Genomic DNA, 24,395 nt, shown 5'->3' with positions numbered 1-24,395 from the left:
GAGTAGAGAGCTGAAGTACAACTTAGGAAATGACCTACGCGAAAAGCAGACCGGATGACTTTGCTGGCCGGGACCGGCAAGCATTTCGCGAAGATTTTGGGATGTATCCCACCGGGTCATCTGAATTTTCCACAGCTAGTGGGAACATTTCAGACAACCCGGCGAGATCGCCACCTGACCTCAGGAGGACAGGTAGGAGGAACGGGTCAGGCCCAGACGCAAGGCATCGAGGAATTGCGTGCGCTCGCTGGCACTGATGCGGGCACTGGCGCACTTGTCGCGGTAGTGAGTCATCAGTTCTTCCGGCGACAAGTGCACGTAACGCAGCATGTCTTCGATGGTGTCGTGGGTCTCGATGCCGGCGTGGTAAACGCTGCCATCGGCGTTCTGGTAGATGTTCACCGAGTCGGTATCACCGAACAGGTTGTGCATGTCGCCAAGGATTTCCTGATAGGCGCCCACGAGGAACACGCCCAGCAGGTAGTCTTCGCCTTCATTCAAACCGTGTACCGGCAGGCTGGTTTCGATGCTCTGCTCGTCGACGTACTGATTGATCTTGCCGTCGGAGTCGCAGGTCAGATCTTGCAGCACCGCACGGCGCAGCGGCTCTTCATCAAGACGGTGCAGCGGGATGATCGGCAGCACCTGATCGATCGCCCAAGTGTCCGGCAGGCTCTGGAATACCGAGAAGTTGCAGATGTACTTGTCGGCCAGCTTGTCGTTGAGCTCGTCGAGCACCTGACGGTGCGAACGCTGACGCGCTTTCAGCGAGTTGTGCAGGCGACGGCACACGGCGAAGTAGCACTGCTCGGCCAGGGCTTTTTCAGCCAGGGTCAGTTTGCCGTCGGCGTACTGGGCGGCCACGTCGCTCATGTAGTGCGTGGCGCGCCAGTAGGTTTCGGTGACCATTTCGATGTCGGTCGGGCCGAGCAGATCAACCAGCCACTGCACGGTTTCCGGCAGCGCTTCCTTGTTTTCGATCTGCGGGATTTCGTCGTTGTGCTTCTCGACGTCGGTCACCTGCACCACCAACATGGCGTGGTGCGCGGTCAGCGAGCGGCCACTTTCGGAGAAGATGTGCGGATGCGGCAGGCTCTGCGCATCGCAGAATTCCTTGAGCATGCCGACCACGACACCGGCGTAATCGTCCATGTCGTAATTGATCGAGCTGGCGTTGCGCGAGTGCGTGCCGTCGTAGTCGACACCCAGACCGCCACCGACGTCGATGTGATCGACCGGCAGTCCGAGGTTGCGCAGCTCGCCGTAGTAACGAATCGCTTCTTTGAAACCGTGCTGATAGTCAGCCAGGTTGGCAATCTGCGAGCCCATGTGGAAGTGCAGCAGGCGAATGCCTTGATCCAGGCCCGCCGCGCGGAAGCGCTCAACCACCGACAGCAGTTGCGCCGCCGACAGACCGAACTTGGATTTCTCACCGCCGGTGTCGGCCCACTTCGACGACGCCAGCGACGACAGACGCACGCGCAGGCCGACCTGTGGCTTGACCTTCAGCGAGGCGGCTTCTTCGATCACCAGACCGACTTCGGATTCTTTCTCGATCACGATGAAAACATTGTGGCCGAGCTTTTGGCCCATCAGCGCCAGACGGATGAACTCGCGATCCTTGTAACCGTTGCAGACGATGGTGCCGCCCTTCGGTGCCAGCGCCAGCACGGCCAGCAGCTCAGGCTTGGAGCCGGCTTCAAGACCGATGGAAACATCCTGAGTGGCGATGATGTTCTCGATTACCGCTTCTTGCTGGTTAACCTTGATCGGGTACAGCGCGGTGTATTTGCTCTGGTATTCCAGGCGCTCGATGTTCGAATCGAAGGCACCGGTCAACTGGCGGACACGGTCTTGCAGGATATCGGGGAAACGAACCAGCAACGGCAAGGACAAACCGCTTTTGCGCAGTTGGTCGACTTGCTCGAACAGGTCGATAGGCGAGCTGCTCGGTCCGTTCGGACGAACTTCGACGCGACCGGCGTCATTGATCGCGAAATACCCGGCCCCCCAATGGCGAATCCCGTAAACACTGCGGCTGTCCGCAACTGTCCATTGGCTGCCATCGTCTTTGCGTGTGCGTCGTACGGACATCGAAGTCCCCTATAAAGAAGTCATAGTGCGTCGCCTGATCTCAGGTCGGCGCATTCTAAAGAATGAAAATGACGGTTCGTCAGCGCGGCGGTAGACCGCGCTGACCGCGTGGAGTTTAGAAACCGGTCATGAACAGGCTCTGTGAAAACCATGGAGACGACGCCGGATCTGAACTGCTTCAGCGCCGGATCAAGCCGCAGGTGGGTTTCACAGAGGCTGCTAGCCGCCGGACTTCTTCGCTTTGAAACCGTGCTTGATCAGCTCAGCCAAGAGTAGCTCGACATGATCGCCCTGGATTTCGATGATGCCGTCTTTCAACGCCCCGCCGGTGCCGCAACGTTTCTTCAACGTTGTCGCCAACTCTTTGAGCGCGTCTTCAGCCAATGGCACGCCGGTGATGGTGGTCACCGTCTTGCCGCCACGGCCCTTGCTTTCACGTCGCACGCGGGCAATGCCGTCGCCGGCCGGGATCACGGTTTGTTTGCAGATACAGGCGTCCACCGGCTTGCTGCATTCCGGGCAATGACGACCTGCGTCGGTGGAAAATACCAGGCCGCCCAAGGCGGCGAAGGATGCGGCTTTTTTGGCCACCGGCAATCCTCTTGGGAGGACAAAGACTGATCGCAACCTTGGGCAAGGTCAGCGACCGCGAAGCCCCACTCAGGCAGGGGCAGCGCTACTGCACCGGAATTTGGCGACGAGACTGCTGACCTGTAGGAGCTGCCGAAGGCTGCGATCTTTTGATCCTGCTCTTGAAAAACAAGATCAAAAGATCGCAGCCTTCGGCAGCTCCTACAGTGAGTCAGCAGGCCAACCTCAAACTATTCGGTGCAGCTTGAAATGGTCGCGCAGTGTAACGGCAAAAATCCCAATTGCTAAGTGCCAATCGGCGCCAATTTATGTGTTCTTTGCGACGTCGCTTTGCTGCGCCTTCAGATAGCGCTTCAACGCCGCCAGAGAGTCCGGGCAATAAGGCTTTTGCTGGATTTCCTGCATGACCTGCTCGACCGGAATAAAGCGTGCTTCCAGCACTTCTTCAGGCTGCAGTTTGAGCGGGCCGTCCCATACAGCGGAAAACGCCGAACACCAAAGACGGTTGCCGGTGTCTTCGAAGTAGAAATGATCATGGGCCGTCAGCTCTACGCCGCTGACGCCCAATTCCTCTTCCAGTTCACGGGCCGCCGACTCGGCATAGCTCTCGTCCGCCTGCACCATGCCGCCCGCCGCGACATCCCAGTAACCGGGATAAATCGCCTTGCTCAACGTGCGCCGATGTACACAAAGGTCGCCGGCGGAATTGAACAACATGATGTACGTGCCACGGCCGATCAGCCCACGCTCGCGCAAATCCGCGCGCACCAGAGCGCCGAGCAGGTTGTCCTGCTCGTCGACCCAGGCGATCTGTTCGGCATCCGAGGCGGCGCGATGGGCCGCCTCTTTGGCGTTCTGGCTCATGAATCAGCCCTGATTGAGCAGTTGACGCAAATCGATCACAGCAGCGTTGGCACGGGAAATATAGTTGGCCATGACCAGCGAGTGGTTGGCCAGCACGCCGAAGCCACTGCCGTTAAGAATCATAGGACTCCAGACCGGTTCCTGCGAGGCTTCCAGCTCACGAATGATCTGACGCACGCTGACGGTAGCGTTCTTCTTCGCCAGCACATCGGCGAAGTCGACTTCGATGGCGCGCAACAGGTGCGATAGCGCCCAGGCCTGACCGCGTGCTTCGTAGAACACGTTGTCGATCTGCATCCATGGTGTCTCGACGACTTCCTCGTCAACCTGCGGCACTTCGCCGATGGCCGGCACTTCGGTTTTCAGCGCGGTGTTGAGTTTGACCCGACCGACACTGGCCGACAGTCGTTGCGACAGCGAGCCGAGACGGGTGCCGACATCGCCGAGCCAGTTGTTCAGGTTGTCGGCGCGGGCATAGAAGAGCGCGTTTTTCTGGGTTGGATCGGACAGACGCGCCTGATAACGGCTCAGCGAGTTGATACCTTCCTGATATTCCGACTCACTCGACGGCAGGATCCAGCTCTTGTTGTCGAAGTTGAAGCGCGGCTCGGCCTTGGCCAGATCGGCATCTTCCGCCGACTGCGATTGCGAACGGGCAAAGTCTTTGCGCAGGGCACGGGTCAGGTCACGCACCTGCACCAGTACGCCGTATTCCCAGCTCGGCGTGTTGTCCATCCACAGACCTGGCGGGAAGCGGTCATTGGAGATGTAGCCGCCCGGTTTGTTGAGCAAGGTGCCGGCGACGGTCTTGAGGGTTTCGACGGTGGTGTAGCCGATCACCATCTGCTTGCCTTCTTTCTCGGCAGCTACCTGAGCGTTTTGCGCAACCGGAAATAGCGCCGGCTCCTGGCTCCAGTACCAGCCAAGGCCAATGGTCACCAGCAGATAAATGCCGATCAGCGTGGCCAATGCACGGCTGAACAGCACCCCACCGACATAGCTGCGGGTGGCCGACTTGGGCTCGGCGGCACGTTCAGGCGCGCTGCCCGCGCGGTTTTTCCAGTCCAGCATGGCGATATCCTTTCAAATCTTGGGTTCAACGGTTCGACCACAACCATACAACAACGTGCCAAGGCCGGGCACCCGCGAGTATAGATAAGCCGCAAATCATGTGGGCGAATGACGCTTCGACGCTCACTAAGGGAATCCCCGATGCCCACGCTTCAGCCCATCGGATTGAAACCATCGCAAAGGTCATTCACTGCACGGATAAAAGCACCACTGCCCCGTCATCCTGACCACCCAGCTTAGTCAGGGAGTGCCCGGCCTACGGGGACTTGTCAGACACCAAAGTCAAAAACAAAACCGCCCGGTCAGAAACTGAATGGTGACGCATTGCAGATTATTGACGTACGACACTCGTGTAAGGGAAAAGAGGTGCTAGCATAGAGCCACCAGTCGATCTCAGCATGCAGCCTAACTAGTAGTCAGGATATGACCGAGCCAGAAGACCCCAGCCGTGAGCGTCTCAAGCACCACTTTGCCCAGCGGGTAATTCATCAGGCACGTCAGATTCTTGAGATATGGCAGCGCCTGCAACGCAGTGAGTGGTCCACTGTCGACCTCGCCGAACTGAGCGAGGCCAACCTGCGCCTGCTGCGTTTTGCCGAGCGCTTCGAACAGCCGGAACACACTCAGCTCGCGCGGCACATCAGCCAATCGCTGGAAGCAGTGGACGCCAATCGCGGCCGCCTCAGCAGCGGCCTGATCACCGACCTCAATCGCTTGATGCAGCGCTTGTCGCGCACCGGCCTGCGCCACGGCGATCAACTCGACCAGACCTTCCTGCCGCCGCTGCGTAAACCGATCTACGTGATGCTGCAGGACCACGACCGCGCCGAACGGCTGGCCAAACAACTGGAATTCTTCGGTCTGAGCGCACAGGCGCTGGACAGTGTTTCGGCCTTTCGCTCCTCAATGGTCGAGCGCCTGCCGGCAGCGATCGTCATGGACGTGGATTTCAGCGGCGCCGGCATCGGCCTGAAGCTCGCCGCCGAAGCCCAGATTGGCCTGGAAGAACCGCTGCCGCTGCTGTTCTTCAGCCTGCACGAAACCGACACGCCGACTCGTCTCGCGGCGGTGCGCGCTGGCGGCCAGGAATTCCTCACCGGCACCCTCGAAGCGTCGAGCCTGCTGGAAAAAATCGAGGTCCTCACCTGCGTCGCCCAGTACGAACCTTATAAAGTGCTGATCATCGACGATTCGCGTGCGCAAGCCTTGCACACCGAACGCCTGCTCAACAGCGCCGGCATTGTCACCCGCACCTTGATCGAACCGATTCAGGCGATGGCCGAACTGGCCGATTTCCAGCCCGACCTGATCATCCTCGACATGTACATGCCGGCCTGCACCGGCACCGAACTGGCCAAGGTGATTCGCCACAACGACCGTTATGTCAGCGTGCCGATCATCTATCTGTCGGCCGAGGACGATCTGGACAAGCAGCTCGACGCCATGAGCGAGGGTGGCGATGATTTCCTGACCAAACCGATCAAGCCGCGCCATCTGATCACCACAGTGCGCAACCGCGCCGCCCGTGCACGCAATCTGAAAGCACGGATGGTGCGCGACAGCCTCACCGGTCTGTACAACCACACGCACATTCTGCAATTGCTCGAAGACTGCTCGTTCCGCGCCCGCCGCGAGAACAAGCCGCTGAGCTTTGCCATGCTCGACATCGACCACTTCAAGCGGGTCAACGACAGCCACGGCCACCCGATGGGCGACCGGGTGATCAAAAGCCTGGCGCTGTTTCTCAAACAGCGTTTGCGCAAGACCGACTTCATCGGCCGCTACGGCGGTGAAGAGTTCGCCATCGTCATGCCCGACACCGATATAGAAGCCGCGCACAAAGTCCTCGACGAGATCCGCCAGCGCTTCGCTGAAATCCATTACCCGGCGCAGCCGCAGGATTTATGGTGCACCTTCAGTGCCGGCGTGGTGGAAATGCACGACGACTGCGACAGCCTGATGATGGCCAGCCAGGCCGATGAGGCGCTGTACCGCGCCAAGGGTGCCGGACGCAATCGCGTGCAGACCGCGCGCGACTCAAAGCAAAGTGCCACTTTTTCATCGGATTCCACTGATTCGGTCATAACCCTGTAACAGAACCGCAATAAATTCAGGCGCTTACCATTTCTGCCGTTGGTAGCCGTCATGCGCCTGAAGTTGCTCACCAATCTCAATACGCTGCTGCTGGTCGCCGTGTGCCTCGCACTCGGCGCCACGCTGTGGTGGTCACAAAAAGCCCTCGAACGCCCGTATCTGTTGATGGAGCGTTATCTGGGACTGTCGCAGCAATTTCAGAACGAGGTGGCGCGCAACGTCGAGGACTATCTCGCCAGCGGTGACGCCCTGCGCCTGAGCGGCGCCAGTCAGGCCCTCGATAGCCTGCGCAAAGAACTCGATGAGTTGCCGCCGACGCTGGCCGCACCCCTGCGTCCGAGCCTGACTGGCCTGGAAGAATTCAGCAAAACCGACCTGCTCGCTGCCGGCAAACTGGCCGGAGACCCGCAAGCCTTGTTGTTGCAGGCCGAGCGCGAATTGAGCGCCAGCCTCGATCAGCTCAGCACTTACGCCAACGGTAACGCGGCTTATCTGGCACCGCTGCTCGCCGCTTCGCAGCATTTGGGCAAACTGTCGCTGGCGCGGGACAAACTGGTCAGCAGCGGGCGCAGTGAGCTGGCCGCCGATGTAGAGCGCGAGGTCAGCAACATCCGCTCGCAGGCCCAAGCGATTGATGCCCTGCCCCTGCTCGGCGTTGTGGCCAAGAGTGAATCGGGCAGCGACGACTTCGCGGCGATGATGGGCATCGAAAACACGGAAAAAACTGTCGCGGAAGATGCTGGCGTCGGCCTCAAGCGCGAACTCAACAGTTTGCTCGGACGTTATCCGGCGGAGCTTGAGCGCACCCGCGATCAGATTCAGAAGCGCACTGACCTCAGTGCCGCCACCCATCAGAAAATCGCCGCGGTGCAGCAAGCCATTGCCGGACTGGAGCCAGTCGTGCGGGCCCAGCACGGACAAATCCAAGGTGAAGTACGCTTGATGCAAGGCGTGATGATTGGTTTGATTCTGCTGATCGCGCTGTTGATCGACACCTTGCAGCGGCGACTGGCCCGTACGCTGACCAATCTCGCGCCGGCACTATCGACCTGGGCCGAAGGCGATTTCAGCCGCGATATTCAATTGGGCAAGACCAACCGTGAACTGCACGACATTGAAGCCTCGCTCAACCGCTTGCGCGCGTATCTGGTGGATCTGGTCGGGACCATTCGCGGCAATGCCGAACAAGTCGCGGGCAGCAGCCGCACCCTCGCCGAGCTGAGCAACGACTTGCACAGCGGCGCCGAACATCAGGCCGGCGACACCGCGCTGATCCGCGATTCCCTCGGCGAACTTGAAGCGACAATCCAGCAGGTTGCCGGCGATGCGCAGCAGGCCGCTGACGCCAGTCGTCATGCCGGACTGGCGGTCGAGCATGGCCAGACGGTGATTGGCCAGAGCCTGACCGGCCTGCACGCGCTGGTTGGTGAGGTTCAGGGCAACGCGCAAATGATCGAGCATCTGGCTGAAGAGTCGGCGACCATCGGCGGCGTGTTGACGGTGATCCGCTCAATTGCCGACCAGACCAACCTGCTCGCGCTGAACGCAGCGATTGAAGCAGCGCGCGCCGGGGAAATGGGCCGTGGTTTTGCCGTGGTGGCCGAAGAAGTGCGCTCACTGGCACAACGCACTGCGGGTGCGACAGCCGAGATTCAGACGCTGATTGCCGGCCTGCAAACGGCGGCACGGCAATCGGTCGAAGGCATGCGGGCGCAGGTCGAACACGCCGAAGCCACCGCCAATCAGGCGCAAGCGGCGGACGGTGCGCTGGATAAAATAGTCGGCGCGATCCAGACCATTTCCGACACGGCGATCCGCATTGCCGATGTCACTGCGCAGCAAAGCGGTGCGGTCAGCGAGATTCGCGATCACAGCGAGCGGATTCATCAGTTGGGTGGGGATAATCTGGTGCGTATCGGTCGTGGGCGCGAACAGGGTGAGAATCTGCTGGTGCTGGGCGGCCAGTTGCATACGGCCGTACAAGCCTTCCGCGTCTGATGAAGCGCTTTCGCGAGCAGGCTCGCTCCCACATTGCAATATGCCCCCCTGTGGGAGCGAGCCTGCTCGCGAAGGCGTCAGTGCAGCCACCGCTAGTGACCGGATCAAATCACTTGGTCACATATTTCGCGCAAACATCGGCCATCGTGCTGGCTATTGCATAGAACTGGACAGTCACAAAGTCTTTGCGGCATAGTCGCCGGGTTCTGACGATTGCTCATTCATAACAAGGACTACGCAGATGGCAACCCTACTGGTGCTGCACGGCCCCAACCTGAACCTGCTCGGCACCCGCGAACCCGGCACCTACGGTTCAACGACCCTGGCGCAGATCAATCAGGATCTGGAGCGCCGCGCCCGTGAAGCAGGCCATCATCTGCTGTATCTGCAAAGCAATGCCGAGTACGAATTGATCGACCGCATCCACGCCGCGCGCGGCGAAGGTGTCGATTTCATTCTGATCAATCCAGCAGCTTTTACACACACAAGTGTCGCATTACGTGACGCGTTGCTGGGAGTGAGCATCCCATTCATCGAAGTGCATTTGTCCAACGTGCACAAACGCGAACCTTTCCGCCATCACTCTTACTTCTCCGACGTAGCGGTGGGAGTGATCTGCGGCCTTGGCGCCAGCGGTTACCGACTGGCCCTGGAGGCTGCACTAGAACAGCTTGAAACACAGGCAACGACTTGAAATACAAGCGTTAAGCGCCCCTGACCGACCCTTGGGAGTTGATGATTCATGGATATCCGTAAAGTTAAGAAACTGATCGAATTGCTGGAAGAGTCCGGCATCGACGAGCTCGAGATCAAGGAAGGCGAAGAGTCCGTACGCATCAGCCGTCACAGCAAGACCCCGGCTCAGCAGTACTACGCGCCAGCGCCGATGCAAGCACCGGCTGCCGCACCTGTTGCTGCTCCGGTAGCTGCTGCAGCCCCGGTTGCCGCTGCTGCCCCTGCGCTGAACGGCACTGTTGCCCGTTCGCCGATGGTCGGCACGTTCTACCGCAAATCTTCGCCAACCTCGCCGTCCTTCGTTGAAGTCGGCCAGACCGTGAAGAAAGGCGACACTCTGTGCATCGTCGAAGCCATGAAGATGATGAACCACATCGAAGCTGAAACCAGCGGTGTGATCGAGTCCATCCTCGTCGAAGACGGCCAGCCGGTTGAGTACGACCAACCGCTGTTCACCATCGTTTGAACTGCGGAGAGCCTTTGATGACTGCGAAGTTGGAAAAAGTTCTGATCGCTAACCGCGGTGAGATCGCCCTGCGGATTCTGCGTGCCTGCAAAGAGATGGGCATCAAGACCGTCGCCGTTTACTCCAAGGCCGACAAAGAGCTGATGCACCTGGGTCTGGCAGACGAATCCGTCTGCATCGGCCCGGCGTCTGCCGCTCAGTCCTACCTGCACATCCCGGCCATCATCGCTGCCGCTGAAGTGACTGGCGCTACCGCCATTCACCCAGGCTACGGTTTCCTCGCGGAAAACGCCGATTTTGCCGAGCAGGTCGAGAACTCCGGCTTCGCCTTCATCGGCCCGAAAGCCGACACCATTCGCCTGATGGGCGACAAGGTTTCGGCCAAGCACGCGATGATCGAAGCAGGCGTACCGACCGTTCCAGGTTCCGACGGCCCGTTGCCGGAAGACGAAGAAACGGCGCTGCGCATCGGTCGTGAAGTCGGCTACCCGGTGATCATCAAAGCCGCTGGCGGCGGTGGTGGTCGCGGCATGCGTGTTGTGCACAAGGAAGAAGACCTGATCGCCTTCGCCAAACTGACCCGGACCGAGGCTGGCGCGGCGTTCGGCAACCCGATGGTGTATCTGGAAAAATTCCTGACCAATCCACGTCACGTGGAAGTGCAGGTTCTTTCCGACGGCCAGGGTCATGCGATCCATCTGGGCGACCGCGATTGCTCGCTGCAACGTCGTCACCAGAAGGTTCTCGAAGAAGCGCCGGCACCGGGCATCGACGAGAAGGCGCGCGAGGAAGTACTGGCTCGTTGCGTCAAGGCGTGCATCGACATCGGTTACCGTGGCGCCGGGACTTTCGAGTTCCTCTACGAGAACGGTCGTTTCTACTTCATCGAAATGAACACCCGTGTTCAGGTGGAGCACCCGGTTTCGGAAATGGTCACCGGTATCGACATCGTCAAGGAGATGCTCAGCATCGCCGCTGGCAACAAGCTGTCGTTCACGCAGGATGACGTGGTAATCCGCGGTCACTCGCTGGAATGCCGGATCAACGCTGAAGACCCGAAAACCTTCATGCCGAGCCCGGGTACGGTCAAGCATTTCCACGCGCCAGGCGGCAACGGCGTTCGCGTCGATTCGCACCTGTACAGTGGCTATGCCGTTCCGCCGAACTACGACTCGCTGATCGGCAAGCTGATCACTTACGGCGCGACCCGCGACGAAGCCATGGCCCGCATGCGCAATGCCCTGGACGAAATCGTGGTTGACGGGATCAAGACCAACATCCCGCTGCACCGTGATCTGGTTCGTGACGAAGGCTTCTGCAAGGGCGGTGTGAACATTCACTACCTCGAGCACAAGCTGGCTGGCGAGAAGCACTAAGCTTCAACCCGCACCAGACAAAGCCGCCTTCGGGCGGCTTTGTTGTTTCTGCAGGTTTCACAAGCCCCTTGTGGGAGCGAGCCTGCTCGCGAAAGCGGTGTATCAGATCCATATGCATTCACTGACACTCCGCTTTCGCGAGCAGGCTCGCTCCCACAGGGTGCAATGCATCTCCCACAAACCCAGCGCGCTCGCGTAAACTTGCGCGCTTCTCGCCGGCCGCTAGGCTGCAATCAATATTTTTCAAAGGTGCCCGCCATGCCTTGGCTGCAAGTACGTCTCGCCATCAGCCCGGAACAAGCCGAAACCTACGAAGACGCTTTCCTTGAAGTGGGCGCCGTGTCGGTGACCTTCATGGACGCCGAAGATCAGCCGATCTTCGAGCCGGAACTCAATACCACCCCGCTGTGGGCGCACACGCATCTGCTCGCGCTGTTCGAAGGCGGCACTGAACCGGCACCGGTTCTGGCCCATCTGGAACTGCTGACCGGCAGCCCGTTGCCCGAGCATCACAGCGAAGTCATCGAAGATCAGGACTGGGAACGCAGCTGGATGGACGGCTTCCAGCCGATGCGCTTCGGCCAGCGCCTGTGGATCGTGCCGAGCTGGCACGCCGCGCCGGAGCCAGACGCAGTCAATCTGCTGCTGGATCCGGGCCTGGCCTTCGGCACGGGCACCCACCCGACCACCGCGCTGTGCCTGGAATGGCTCGACGGTCAGGACCTGAAAGACTGCAACGTGCTCGACTTCGGCTGCGGCTCGGGGATTCTGGCGATTGCCGCCCTGCTGCTCGGCGCCAAGGAAGCGGTCGGCACCGACATCGACGTGCAGGCGCTGGAAGCCTCGCGCGACAACGCCGGGCGCAACAACATTGCCGACGAACTGTTCCCGCTGTACCTGCCGGAAGATCTGCCGCAGGTTCAAGCCGACGTGCTGGTCGCCAACATCCTCGCCGGCCCACTGGTTTCGTTGGCGCCGCAACTGTCCAGCCTGGTCAAGTCCGGTGGACGTCTGGCGCTGTCGGGCATTCTCGCCGAGCAAGGTGAGGAAGTCGCCGCCGCTTATGCGCAGGACTTCGACCTCGACCCGATCGCCAACCGCGATGGCTGGGTGCGCATCACTGGCCGTCGGCGCTAATATGACCGCCTGCATAATCCGGATCGCCGCATGACCGACAGCTTCGTCACCCAGTGCCCGCATTGCCAAACCAGTTTCCGCGTCAGCCATGCTCAATTGAGCGTGGCCCGCGGGGTGGTTCGCTGCGGCTCCTGCCTGCAAGTGTTCAACGCCGCCAAACAGCTGCTGGAACAACACGCCGGCAAGGACGCGGTGACGCCGGTTGCACCGTCGGTTGTCGAGCCGCCGCCGATTATCGAGGCCCCGCCGGTTGTCCAGGCGCCGGCCATCGTCGAACAGCCCGCGCCGCGTGCCATCAGCCAAAAGCAGTGGAGCGCGTCCGAGCTGGATCTCGACAGCCTCGATCTGGACGAAGAACTGGCCCGCCTCGAACAACGGGAAATCCAGCCGACCACCGAATTCGGTCGTCCACGCGAAGATGCCCTGAGCGCACGCCGCGACACCCCTGAACCGGATGAAACGCTCTGGCGCGACAGTCTGTTCAGCGAGCGCGCCGATGAACACACGGCTGAGCCCGAGGACGACGAGGCAGAAATCGCCGACATCGAACCGGTCAAATCCGAGCGAACCGAACCTTCGCTATCGCTGGAACCGGTGGATCTGGATGACGAACCGGCAATCCCGCATCTGCGCCTGCACGACCCGATCGACCCGAATGCCCGCCGCGAGCGCTTGTCGGCCAGCGACGAAAGCGCTGACGACGACTTGCCATCAATCGAGCCGCTGCGCAAAAAACGTGAGCGCGCAGAACCCGGCGTACGCGCCGAAGTGCTGCAGGACCTGACCGACGACCCGCTGCAACTGGACTGGCAGAAACGCCGCTCGCCGTGGGGACGTCGCTTGCTTTGGCTGGTGTTGGTCTTGCTGGCGGCAGGCGGACTGGCTGCCCAGTACATCTCCTATCATTTCGATGAGCTGGCCCGGCAGGATCAATACCGCCCGTGGTTCCAGCAAATCTGCCCGCAGATCGGCTGCACGGTGCCGTCCAAAGTGGACATCGCCCGAATCAAGAGCAGCAACCTGGTGGTGCGCAGCCATCCGGAGTTCAACGGTGCACTGGTGGTCGACGCAATCATCTATAACCGCGCGACATTCTCCCAGCCATTTCCATTGCTGGAGCTGCGCTTTGCCGACCTCAACGGCCACCTGATCGCCAGTCGTCGCTTCAAACCCGGCGAATACCTCAGAGGTGATCTCGAAGGTCTGGCGGAAATGCCGCCGCAGACGCCGATCCACATTGCGCTGGACATCCTCGATCCAGGCCCGAAGGCGGTGAACTACAGCCTGAGTTTCCATTCGCCCGAGTGAGCCGCTTCATCGTTTCTGAATTGACGACGGTTTTCTGACTTTGCCACCCACAACCAAACCTGTGGCGATAACAGAATAACTGTTCAGATTTTGTTCAATTCAGCCTTTATCCAGTCATCGAGAGCGGGTATCATGCCAACCCTTTTTCGAACTCTCATGATCCGGCCCCACTTCAGGGAAGTCCTATGTCGGCGGTACGCATCGGCCCATACACATTGCAGAACGGCTTGATTCTCGCCCCGATGGCGGGGGTCACCGACCAGCCCTTTCGTCAGCTGTGCAAGCGTCTGGGCGCAGGGCTTGTTGTCTCGGAAATGGTCACCAGCGACATGAGCCTGTGGAACACCCGCAAGTCGCGCATGCGCATGATCCACGAAGGCGATCCCGAGCCACGCTCGGTACAGATTGCCGGTGGCGACGCGCAGATGCTGGCGAACGCGGCCCGGGCCAACGTCGAACTGGGCGCACAGATTATTGATATCAACATGGGTTGCCCGGCAAAGAAGGTCTGCAACAAGGCCGCCGGTTCCGCGTTGTTGAAGGACGAAGCACTGGTGACCGAGATCCTGCAGGCCGTTGTGGCGGCGGTTGATGTGCCGGTCACCCTGAAGATCCGCACCGGCTGGGATCGCGACAACAAGAACGGCCTGACCGTGGCGAAGATCGCCGAGCAGGCCGGGATCACCGCGCTGGCAGTGCATGGCCGCACTCGCGCCGATCTGTACAAGGGCGAAGCCGAGTACGACACGATTGCCGCAATCAAGCAGGCCGTGTCGATCCCGGTGTTTGCCAATGGCGATATCGATTCGCCGGAAAAGGCCCGTTACGTGCTCGACGCGACCGGTGCCGATGGCCTGTTGGTAGGCCGCGCTGCCCAAGGGCGGCCATGGATTTTTCGCGAGATCGATCATTACCTGCGCACAGGCGAGAAATTGCCGGCACCGGAACTGATCGAGGTGGAACACATACTGCTAGAGCATCTGGCCGCACTTCACGCTTTCTATGGGGATGTGATGGGCGTGCGCATTGCGCGCAAGCATGTGGGCTGGTATCTCGCAACCTTGCCGGGCGCCAAGGAGTTTCGCGCCCACTTCAATCGTTTGGATGGTACGGAAACACAATGCGCCAATGTTCGGGAGTTCTTCGCCGAGCATTACAAGAGCCTGACAGGGGACGAAGAAGGGGTGGCCGCATGACGATGATGACCGAGACTTTAGTGAGTGGAACAGCACCCGTGAGCGACAACGTGAATTTGAAACAGCACCTCAATACCCCGAGCGAAGAAGGTCAGACCCTTCGCGGGAGTGTCGAGAAGGCGCTGCACAATTATTTCGCCCACCTTGAGGGCGCGTCCGTCACGGATGTGTACAACCTGGTGCTCTCCGAAGTCGAGGCTCCCCTGCTCGAAAGCGTGATGAACTACGTCAAGGGCAACCAGACCAAGGCCAGTGAGCTGCTGGGACTTAACCGCGGCACGCTGCGCAAGAAACTCAAGCAGTACGATCTGCTGTAAGCATTCAATCAAACCAGAAAGGCGCCCGCGTAAAAAACGGTCGCCTTTTTTGCTGACTTCCTTTGCTTTTGATGGAAATTGAGATGACCGACCAGACTACCCGCCTGCCGATCCGCCGCGCCTTGATCAGCGTTTCCGACAAGACCGGGATCCTCGAATTCGCCAAGGAGCTCGAAGCTCTGGGCGTCGAGATCCTCTCCACCGGCGGGACGTTCAAGCTGCTGCGCGACAACGGTGTTGCCGCAGTGGAAGTCGCGGATTACACCGGTTTCGCCGAGATGATGGACGGTCGGGTGAAAACCCTGCACCCGAAAATCCACGGCGGCATCCTCGGTCGTCGCGGTATCGACGACGCGATCATGAGCGAGCACGGCATCAAGCCGATCGATCTGGTTGCAGTCAACCTGTACCCGTTCGAAGCCACCATCAACAAGCCAGGCTGCGACCTGCCGACCGCCATCGAAAACATCGACATCGGCGGCCCGACCATGGTCCGTTCGGCAGCGAAAAACCATAAAGACGTAGCGATCGTGGTAAATGCCAGCGATTACGCCAGCGTGCTCGAAGGCCTGAAGGCCGGCGGCCTGACCTACGCTCAGCGTTTCGACCTGATGCTCAAGGCCTTCGAACACACCGCCACCTACGACGGCATGATCGCCAACTACATGGGCACCGTGAACCAGGCCGCTGAAACCCTGAGCACTGAAGGCCGCAGCGAATTCCCGCGCACCTTCAACAGCCAGTTCATCAAGGCCCAGGAAATGCGCTACGGCGAGAACCCGCACCAGAGCGCGGCGTTCTACGTGGAAGCCAAGCCTGCCGAAGTCGGCATCGCCACTGCGACCCAACTGCAAGGCAAAGAGCTGTCGTACAACAACGTGGCCGACACCGACGCCGCGCTGGAATGCGTGAAGAGCTTCGTCAAGCCAGCCTGCGTGATCGTCAAGCACGCCAATCCATGCGGCGTGGCAGTCAGCCCGGACGCTGAAGGCGGCATCCGTCAGGCCTACGAACTGGCTTACGCCACCGATACCGAATCGGCGTTCGGCGGCATCATTGCCTTCAACCGTGAACTGGATGCCGAGACCGCCAAAGCGATCGTCGAGCGTCAGTTCGTTGAAGTGATCATCGCTCCAAGCGTCAGCGAAAAAGCTCGCGCCATTGTTGCAGCCAAAGCCAACGTGCGCCTGCTGGCCTGCGGCGAGTGGTCGGCTGACCGCGCTGCTGCGTGGGACTACAAGCGCGTTAACGGCGGTCTGCTGGTGCAGAGCCGCGACATCGGCATGATCAGCGCCGATGACCTGAAAGTCGTGACCAAACGCACGCCGACCGAACAGGAAATCCACGACCTGATCTTCGCCTGGAAGGTTGCCAAGTACGTTAAGTCCAACGCCATCGTCTACGCCAAGAACCGTCAGACCATCGGTGTCGGCGCTGGCCAGATGAGCCGCGTAAACTCGGCCCGTATCGCTGCGATCAAGGCTGAGCACGCCGGTCTGCAAGTGGCCGGTTCGGTGATGGCCTCCGACGCGTTCTTCCCGTTCCGCGATGGTCTGGACAACGCGGCCAAGGTCGGTATCACTGCGGTGATCCAGCCGGGTGGCTCGATGCGTGATGCTGAAGTGATTGCTGCTGCTGACGAAGCCGGCATCGCGATGGTCTTCACCGGCATGCGCCACTTCCGTCACTGATACACGGCAGCTACAAGTCTCAAGCTGCAAGCTGCAAGAAAGAGCAGACCGGTGTCGCTCCTTCTTGCAGTTGCAGCCTTATTAATTCAGAGCAATAAGCTGTAGTTAAGAGCCACACATTCGCTCTCGCTTGCAGCTTATAGCTTGCAGCTTTCTCCGAAGGAGTCTCTCTTTGAACGTTTTGATCATTGGCAGCGGTGGCCGTGAACACGCCCTGGCCTGGAAAGTGGCTCAGGATCCGCGCGTGCAGAAGGTTTTCGTCGCACCGGGCAACGCAGGCACCGCCATTGAGGCCAAGTGCGAAAACGTCGCCATCGACGTGCTGGCCCTTGAGCAACTGGCCGACTTCGCCGAGAAAAACGTTTCCCTGACCATCGTTGGTCCGGAAGTGCCACTGGTGGCTGGCGTCGTTGACCTGTTCCGCTCACGTGGTCTGGACTGCTTCGGCCCGACCGCCGGTGCTGCGCAACTGGAAGGCTCGAAAGCCTTCACCAAGGATTTCCTTGCGCGCCACAAGATCCCGACCGCCGACTACCAGAACTTCACCGAGATCGAGCCAGCCCTGGCTTATCTGCGTGAAAAAGGCGCACCGATAGTGATCAAGGCCGATGGCCTGGCCGCTGGTAAAGGCGTGATCGTCGCCATGACTCTGGCTGAAGCCGAAGACGCCGTGCGTGACATGCTCGCTGGCAACGCTTTCGGTGACGCCGGTTCGCGCGTGGTCATCGAAGAATTCCTCGACGGCGAAGAAGCTTCGTTCATCGTTATGGTCGACGGCAAGAATGTGCTGCCGATGGCCACCAGCCAGGACCACAAGCGTGTTGGCGACGGCGACAGCGGCCCGAACACTGGCGGCATGGGTGCCTACTCCCCTGCCCCGGTGGTCACCGCCGACGTGCACCAGCGCGTGATGGATCTGGTGATCTGGCCGACCGTGCGCGGCATGGCCGAAGAAGGCAACGTCTACACCGGTTTCCTCTATGCCGGTCTGATGATCGACAAGGCCGGTAACCCGAAAGTCATCGAGTTCAACTGCCGCTTCGGTGATCCGGAGACCCAACCGGTGATGCTGCGTCTGCAATCGAGCCTGGTGCTGCTGGTCGAAGCCGCGCTGGCGCAAGCGCTGGACAAGGTCGAAGCGCAGTGGGATCCACGCCCGAGCGTCGGCATCGTGCTGGCCGCTGGCGGTTACCCGGGCGACTACGCCAAAGGCGCGACGATCAACGGTCTGGATGCAGCCGCCAGCCTAGAAGGCAAAGTCTTCCACGCCGGCACCGCGCTGAAGGACGGCAACGTCGTTACCGCCGGTGGTCGCGTACTGTGCGCCACCGCAATGGGCGCCAGCGTCGGTGAAGCTCAGCAGCAAGCGTACAAGCTGGCAGCGGCCATCGACTGGGAAGGCTGCTTCTACCGCAAGGACATTGGCTACCGTGCCATTGCCCGTGAACGTGGCGAAACCCAGGAATAAGCTGTCGTTGTAGCCCGGCGAGGAATGCCATTCCCTGCCGGGCTGTTCCACCGTCGCGCATCGTTATATTCTGGCATCAACCTACGAAGGGATTTCGCCGTGCGCTGGCTCAGGATTGCCATAAGCTTCACCGTCACGTTGCTGACCTTGCTCTGCATGCTCCCGGCCCAGGCCGCGCAAGGCAGTGGATGGTCGGTATTGCTCGACGATCAGGGCAATCTGCAACTGAGCGACATCCGCTCCGCTCGCTACACCAATCAATTCAGCCCCATCGACCTTGACCGCCTCACCGCGTCCGCGCCCGATGGCGCCCTGTGGCTGCGTTTCCGGCTGGCACCGGGCAAGCACGAACAAGTGCTGCGCATCTTTGCCCCCGACCTGTCACAGCTCAATCTCTACGTGCTCGACGGCAACCAGCTGATCGAGCAACGCAACACCGGCACCGACCAGCCGCAGGCCGAACGGCCGTTGCCGAGCAGCGACTTCATGCTGCCGTTGCCACAGAGCGACAAACCCCTCGAGGTCTATCTGCGCCTGGTGTCCGACCATCAGTTGCGCCCGCACGTCACCCTGCAATCGGCGGTGATGAGCGCGGCCAACCACAATCAGACGCTGGTCTTCGGTTTACTGTTCGGCTGCCTCGGCATGCTGCTGTTGCACAATCTGGTGCGCTACGCCTACTCGCGCTCGCGCAGCAGCTTATGGCTGGCAGTCTGCGAAGGCCTGTTGGGCCTCAGTCTGTTGCTGTTGCTCAACCTCGCCGGCCCGTGGCTGCCGAACTGGCACGCGATCCAGACACCGGGCGCCTATCTGGCCCTACTGCTGACCGCCCCCGCCGGCTTGATGTTTGCGTTGCGCTTCTTCGCCCCGCTCGGCCCGCACCCGCTGAACAAACTGTTGCTGGGCGACATTCTGTTTATCGTGACCTGCAGCCTGTTGTTGCTGTTCGTCAACACCCTGCCGCTGAACATCATCACTTATGCACTGGTGGCCCTGGCCGGCCTGAGCATGTTGTTTGTCGCGTTCTATCACTGGCAGAAGGGTTATCGCCCGGCGCGCTTGTTCGTCGCGGCGATGGTGGTGTTCAACATCGGCACGCTGATCATTCTTCCGGCCTTGCTGGGGCTGACACTGGTCTCGCCGCAAGGCTTGATCATGACCCTGATGGCGTTCATCTGCATCAGCGGTCTGTTGATGAGCATCGCCCTGGGCGAGCGCCAGCGCAGCATCACCGAAAGCCGCTTCAGCGTCAGCCGCGACCTCGCCGCGAGCAATGCCGAGATCAACGCCAAAGCCGAATTCCTCGCCAAGATCAGCCACGAAATCCGCACGCCGATGAACGGCGTGCTGGGCATGACCGAGCTACTGCTGGGCACACCGCTGTCGGTCAAGCAACGCGACTACGTACAGACCATCCACAGTGCCGGCAACGAACTGCTGACGCTGATCAACGAGATCCTCGACATCTCCAAGCTCGAATCCGGACAGATCGAACTGGATGATGTGCAGTTCGACCTCAATGCCTTGATCGATGACTGCCTGAGCATCTACCGCGCCAAGGCCGAGCAGCAGAATGTCGAACTGATCAGCTTTATCCAGCCGCAAGTGCCACGGGTGATCAGCGGTGACCCGACACGCCTGCGCCAGACACTGCTGAGCCTGCTGGAGAACGCCCTGAAGAAAACCGACGAGGGCGAAGTACTGATCGTCGTCGCCCTCGATGAGCGCAGCAGCAAACCGCGCCTGCGCATTGCCGTGCAGGACAGCGGCCAGCCAATGGAGCAGGAAGAGCGTGATGCCTTGATGCACGCCGAACTGCACAGCAAGCATTTCCTCTCGGCCAATCGCCTGGGCGGCAATCTGGGGCTGGTGATCGCACGGCAATTGATCCGTCTGATGCACGGTGAGTTCGGCATCAAGAGCGGCACCACTCAGGGCAGCACCTTGTGGCTGACCCTGCCTTTGGATCCGGATCGTCTGGAACATCCGACCTCCGACCTCGACAGTCCGCTGCAAGGCGCACGGGTGCTGGTGGTCGATGACAACGACACTTGCCGCAAAGTACTGGTCCAGCAATGCAGTGCCTGGGGCTTGAACGTCAGCGCCGTGCCATCAGGCAAAGAAGCGCTGGCACTGTTGCGCACCAAGGCGCACTTGCGTGACTACTTTGATGTGGTACTGCTCGATCAGAACATGCCGGGCATGACCGGCATGCAGCTCGCGGCCAAGATCAAGGAAGACCCGAGTCTGAATCACGACATCTTGCTGATCATGCTTACCGGCATCAGCAATGCGCCAAGCAAGATCATTGCGCGCAACTCGGGGATCAAACGCATCCTCGCCAAACCGGTGGCCGGCTACACCCTCAAGACGACGCTCGCCGATGAACTGAACCAGCGCAACAAAGGCCAGGTGGTGTTCCAGCCGCAAGTGGTCAGCCCGGCCACCGCAGCGAAAGTGCCAAGCGATTTCCGCATCCTCGTTGCCGAAGACAATACGATTTCGACCAAAGTGATTCGCGGCATGCTCGGCAAGCTCAATCTGCAACCGGACACCGCCAGCAATGGCGAGGAAGCGCTGCAAGCGATGAAGGCGCAACGCTACGATCTGGTGCTGATGGACTGCGAAATGCCGATACTCGACGGTTTCTCCGCGACCCAGCAATTGCGCGCATGGGAAGTCAGTAACCAACGCATTCGCACGCCCATCGTGGCATTGACGGCGCACATTCTCGCCGAGCACAAAGAGCGCGCGCGCCAGGCCGGGATGGACGGGCACATGTCCAAGCCCGTCGAGCTGTCGCAGTTGCGCGAGCTGATCGAGCACTGGGTCGCCCAGCGTGATCAGCAGAACCGGACAGCCTCGACGTTCTGAGTTGTCCTGGTCGCCGAGTCGATCATATTTCCAGATCGCTCAAGTACTTGAGCGAGCCAGTAATTACCGACTTTTTCACCTTCTCTCGAAACTGTGCGTAGTGGAGGGTATTGAAGGTGATGGCGGCGAACTGTTCAACGCTGTCGTGGATCAGTGTTTGATCTTCGCTGAACAGAAATCCCGGCACGGCTCGCTCAATCTGAAACTGTCGATGATAGACGCCCATTTCCACCTTGTTCGGTCCGTTCAGGACGCAGGGAATCATCTGAAAAAAACCCGCGTTAGCGCGAAGGCTGGCGGACTCAAACAGGTTGAGCGCCACTGCGTTTCGCTCCATCGCCACCAGAGCACGGCGCATTGGCTCGCAGAATGCTTCGCCGAGGTTGCTTGAGATACGCTGCGTGGCCTGCGTGGCCATCCGGCGGTTATTCAATGGCGCCAGTGTTTGCGGTTTCGGCATATCCCAGCCGACAAACCTGAGCACGTTGCAGTAATACTCGAACCAGTCACCCGACAGTCCGTCATTGAACGCCGCGCGTGTAGCCCGTTGTGCATAGGCGGTGCTCATGTAGATGTCGTCCCGATGTGACGCCGGCAGACCACCGGCAAATGCCACGACACTGGCACCCACCACTGCGGCCTGCGGTGTATTGAGATCCGTCACGATTCAATCTCCGCCGGCAGAGTCAATGTTGCGACGCTGCTGGCACGCCGATCCCTGACTTTCAAGGCAATGGCCCTGCGCGCAGGCCCATAAAGGGTTTCGGAAAGATTGGCCCGCGCGTGATTCGCCTGGACCACGCCTCGTACATCAGCGGGTTGAAACACTTGTTGCAACGGATTGGAAGTCAGCGCTTCGCGAGTCTTGAATTGGACATACGAGGTTGTGATCGAGGACGGTGAGTTCGCGCAGGTGACCAGCAAGCGCACATCCATCGACGATGCCGGTGCGGTGATCGATTGCCCCGCGTCAGAAACTGTCATGTAACTGCGCAACAACTGGATGGCAGGCTCTTCGCCCGGCATCTTTGCCATTCGTGCCAGCACGTTGGTCATTGTGCGGGTTTGCCCCAAAGCGGCCTGGCTTAGCGCGGCGGTAAAAAAATCCAGGGAAGTTTCTTCCGCTTCGTCGCTGACCTTCCAGGTCTGACTGGACTTTTGATGGCGTAACCAGAAGTCATCGAGAACGCCTACATAAGCCTCGTACCAATTCACGCCCGGAGACTTTTCAATCCTTTTGTTGGCCACCAGTTGCGCCAATAACGTTGAGTCAATCAGATCATCATAAACTTCCATCTGATCCGTTTCAGGCAAAACCAGAATGGAAGCGCCGACAACCAATATCAAACAATCGTCAGTCATATTGTTTTCTCCCATACAAAAAAGGGCGGCCGACTTTCGACCACCCTTTCACATCAATTAAATATCATATTCTTCGATTTTCGAAACAGCATTCAAACCCAGTTTTTTCCGGATAGTATCGCGAGCTGCATCAGCGACCAGTGTATTTTTGGCAAATACCGTTTCACCACGGTACAACTTAACATTGCGGACATCCACGTCTACGAACAAGACTTTGGTTGAAGTGTTCCTGCGCAGGAAACGTACGGCACCCATCGCCATGATGGCTTCGCCGTTTACTTCAGTGCAGGCTGCGGCCGTAACGCCACCGACGCCATTGTTCAGCAGATTTCGCTCGTACACCGTCAGGGCTGTGTCACGTTTTTGCAACGCGGCGATGGCGTCCCCAGCGACTTTCAGCATCAACGCGGTGGTGGGACCCGGGACGGCGACACCTGCAATCACCGAGCCGAGAATTTCCAGCACCAGTTTATCCATCCGGACACTGGTACCGGCGACTTCCAGGTTACTGTAGTACTTGCTGACCGGTGTCCAGCCGGCGTTGGTCATGACCTCGCGGAATAACAGATACCACTCCTGGCCCTGATGCTCCAGCGGATACTTTTTGTTCGCCACCAGACTGGCGAAGAGAAAAGCGTTCTGCGCATCGGATCGATTCTGGTCACTGAGACCACCCGAGAAGGACAAGATACCTTCGCCAACGATAGAACCTTTGGTCGGGGCTTCAACCACGTCTCCCGAGTCGATACTCAGAGCAAAACTGCGACTCTGAATAGCCGCAGGCTCATCAATTTCATATTGCTGCAAGTTGCCAACGCAGTTGGAAATATAAGCTCGTTGAATGTATTGGTTATGCATCATGGATTCCTTATCCTTATTAAAACAAGTCCTCATGAACTTGTGAAAACAACCATAACCAAAGCATTAACCAACAACAAACCAAAACATGTAACACCAATTACCAAAGCAACTAAACAACACACAAACAACCAATAACACAACAACATCAAAAGACTTTAAAGTGATGACACCCACAAGTCATTGAACGACTGATAGACTCCTTCCCACACTCTCCTGCTGCGAGCCAAGACCATGCTCCACGTGTTGTTCAGCGTTTACCTGAAGATGCTGGTGCTCTATAGCCCGTTCTTCGTGTTGTCCTGCTTTATCAGCCTGACCCGTGGTTATTCGCGCAAGGAGCAACGGCGCCTGGCCTGGAAGGTGGCGATCGCCACTCTGGTCTCCAGTGTGCTGCTGTATTTGTTCGGGCGGGTGATATTCGATGTGTTCGGCATCACGGTCGATGCCTTCCGTATCGGTGCCGGCAGCGTGTTGTTCATCTCTGCGCTGGGCATGGCGCAAGGCAAGTCCGTGGTACAAACCGACAACGTGCAGCAGGACGTGACCATCGTACCGCTGACCATTCCGTTGACCGTTGGCCCCGGCACTATCGGTGCACTGCTGGTGATGGGGGTCAGCCAGCCGCACTGGGACGACAAACTCACGGCGATCATGAGTATTGCGTTGGCCAGTTTCACCGTCGGCGTGGTGCTCTACCTGTCCAACCGCATTGAGCGGATTCTCGGCGACCAGGGTTTGCAGATTGTCAGTCGTTTGATGGGTTTGTTTGTTTGCGCACTGGCAGCGCAGATCATCTTCACCGGGGTCAAAGGCTATCTGGTGTCCTGAACCAGTGCCTCGAACCATGATCGGACAGCAGAACGCCGCGAACAGCCTTGTTCGCGGCGTTCTA

Annotated in this window: 20 protein-coding genes; 13 read left to right on the top strand and 7 right to left on the bottom strand. The window is 59.4% G+C overall.

The window, feature by feature from the left end; translation table 11 throughout:
* Positions 1-180: 180 nt before the first annotated feature.
* The 4 genes from speA to HU718_RS04170 all read right to left on the bottom strand — a co-directional run bounded on the left by speA (position 181) and on the right by HU718_RS04170 (position 4,620).
* Positions 181-2,094 (bottom strand): arginine decarboxylase, encoded by a 1,914-nt coding sequence (speA, locus tag HU718_RS04185; protein ID WP_102901631.1) that lies wholly within the window; start codon positions 2,092-2,094, stop codon positions 181-183.
* 219 nt (positions 2,095-2,313) lie between these two features.
* Entirely contained in the window at positions 2,314-2,685 is a 372-nt protein-coding gene (locus tag HU718_RS04180; RefSeq protein ID WP_007914613.1) for a translation initiation factor Sui1, read from the bottom strand.
* Positions 2,686-2,991: 306 nt separating this feature from the next.
* Positions 2,992-3,549 (bottom strand): NUDIX hydrolase, encoded by a 558-nt coding sequence (locus HU718_RS04175; protein ID WP_102901632.1) that lies wholly within the window; start codon positions 3,547-3,549, stop codon positions 2,992-2,994.
* Positions 3,550-3,552: 3 nt separating this feature from the next.
* The gene (locus HU718_RS04170; protein WP_186612831.1) at positions 3,553-4,620 is read right to left on the bottom strand and encodes a DUF2333 family protein; all 1,068 of its coding nucleotides are present in this window, start codon (positions 4,618-4,620) and stop codon (positions 3,553-3,555) included.
* Between the two features lie 423 nt (positions 4,621-5,043).
* Between HU718_RS04170 and gcbA the strand changes: the two genes are divergently transcribed.
* The 12 genes from gcbA to HU718_RS04110 all read left to right on the top strand — a co-directional run bounded on the left by gcbA (position 5,044) and on the right by HU718_RS04110 (position 21,280).
* Positions 5,044-6,714, top strand: a complete 1,671-nt coding sequence (gene gcbA, locus HU718_RS04165; RefSeq protein ID WP_102899383.1) for a diguanylate cyclase GcbA — start codon at positions 5,044-5,046, stop codon at positions 6,712-6,714.
* Between the two features lie 51 nt (positions 6,715-6,765).
* A complete protein-coding gene (locus HU718_RS04160) occupies positions 6,766-8,712 on the top strand; it encodes a methyl-accepting chemotaxis protein (RefSeq protein ID WP_186612833.1) in 1,947 nt (648 codons plus the stop codon).
* A 241-nt stretch (positions 8,713-8,953) separates the two neighbouring features.
* The gene (gene aroQ, locus HU718_RS04155) at positions 8,954-9,406 is read left to right on the top strand and encodes a type II 3-dehydroquinate dehydratase (RefSeq protein ID WP_007914604.1); all 453 of its coding nucleotides are present in this window, start codon (positions 8,954-8,956) and stop codon (positions 9,404-9,406) included.
* Between the two features lie 48 nt (positions 9,407-9,454).
* The gene (accB, locus tag HU718_RS04150; protein WP_095121948.1) at positions 9,455-9,913 is read left to right on the top strand and encodes an acetyl-CoA carboxylase biotin carboxyl carrier protein; all 459 of its coding nucleotides are present in this window, start codon (positions 9,455-9,457) and stop codon (positions 9,911-9,913) included.
* A gap of 17 nt (positions 9,914-9,930) precedes the next feature.
* Entirely contained in the window at positions 9,931-11,289 is a 1,359-nt protein-coding gene (accC, locus tag HU718_RS04145; protein ID WP_102899385.1) for an acetyl-CoA carboxylase biotin carboxylase subunit, read from the top strand.
* 258 nt (positions 11,290-11,547) lie between these two features.
* A complete protein-coding gene (prmA, locus tag HU718_RS04140; protein WP_150707211.1) occupies positions 11,548-12,426 on the top strand; it encodes a 50S ribosomal protein L11 methyltransferase in 879 nt (292 codons plus the stop codon).
* Positions 12,427-12,456: 30 nt separating this feature from the next.
* Positions 12,457-13,734 (top strand): DUF3426 domain-containing protein, encoded by a 1,278-nt coding sequence (locus HU718_RS04135; protein ID WP_095121944.1) that lies wholly within the window; start codon positions 12,457-12,459, stop codon positions 13,732-13,734.
* A 185-nt stretch (positions 13,735-13,919) separates the two neighbouring features.
* On the top strand, positions 13,920-14,930 hold the full coding sequence (gene dusB, locus HU718_RS04130) for a tRNA dihydrouridine synthase DusB (RefSeq protein WP_186612835.1): 1,011 nt from the start codon (positions 13,920-13,922) through the stop codon (positions 14,928-14,930).
* A complete protein-coding gene (gene fis / locus HU718_RS04125; protein ID WP_003221275.1) occupies positions 14,927-15,247 on the top strand; it encodes a DNA-binding transcriptional regulator Fis in 321 nt (106 codons plus the stop codon). Before dusB ends, fis begins: the two co-directional genes overlap by 4 nt.
* An 83-nt stretch (positions 15,248-15,330) precedes the next feature.
* A complete protein-coding gene (gene purH, locus HU718_RS04120; protein ID WP_186612838.1) occupies positions 15,331-16,938 on the top strand; it encodes a bifunctional phosphoribosylaminoimidazolecarboxamide formyltransferase/IMP cyclohydrolase in 1,608 nt (535 codons plus the stop codon).
* Positions 16,939-17,110: 172 nt separating this feature from the next.
* On the top strand, positions 17,111-18,406 hold the full coding sequence (purD, locus tag HU718_RS04115; RefSeq protein ID WP_102899391.1) for a phosphoribosylamine--glycine ligase: 1,296 nt from the start codon (positions 17,111-17,113) through the stop codon (positions 18,404-18,406).
* Between the two features lie 99 nt (positions 18,407-18,505).
* Positions 18,506-21,280: a hybrid sensor histidine kinase/response regulator gene (locus tag HU718_RS04110; RefSeq protein ID WP_110719615.1), complete on the top strand. Its 2,775-nt coding sequence runs from the start codon at positions 18,506-18,508 to the stop codon at positions 21,278-21,280.
* 22 nt (positions 21,281-21,302) lie between these two features.
* Here the strand turns inward: HU718_RS04110 and HU718_RS04105 are convergent, their stop codons facing one another.
* The 3 genes from HU718_RS04105 to HU718_RS04095 are packed head-to-tail and all read right to left on the bottom strand — an operon-like array spanning position 21,303 to position 23,500.
* Entirely contained in the window at positions 21,303-21,944 is a 642-nt protein-coding gene (locus HU718_RS04105) for a hypothetical protein (protein ID WP_186612839.1), read from the bottom strand.
* On the bottom strand, positions 21,941-22,642 hold the full coding sequence (locus HU718_RS04100; RefSeq protein WP_186612841.1) for a hypothetical protein: 702 nt from the start codon (positions 22,640-22,642) through the stop codon (positions 21,941-21,943). Before HU718_RS04100 ends, HU718_RS04105 begins: the two co-directional genes overlap by 4 nt.
* A 57-nt stretch (positions 22,643-22,699) precedes the next feature.
* A complete protein-coding gene (locus HU718_RS04095) occupies positions 22,700-23,500 on the bottom strand; it encodes a hypothetical protein (RefSeq protein WP_150730333.1) in 801 nt (266 codons plus the stop codon).
* Positions 23,501-23,734: 234 nt separating this feature from the next.
* Here HU718_RS04095 and HU718_RS04090 point away from each other — a divergent pair, with 234 nt between their 5' ends.
* Complete coding sequence (locus HU718_RS04090) at positions 23,735-24,331, top strand: MarC family protein (protein WP_095121928.1); 597 nt, start codon at positions 23,735-23,737, stop codon at positions 24,329-24,331.
* Positions 24,332-24,395 lie beyond the last annotated feature (64 nt).

Origin of the sequence: Pseudomonas tensinigenes (assembly GCF_014268445.2) — a bacterium.
In the GTDB taxonomy this organism is placed as follows: Bacteria; Pseudomonadota; Gammaproteobacteria; order Pseudomonadales; family Pseudomonadaceae; genus Aquipseudomonas; species Aquipseudomonas tensinigenes.
This window is presented reverse-complemented; position numbering and strand designations above follow the sequence as displayed.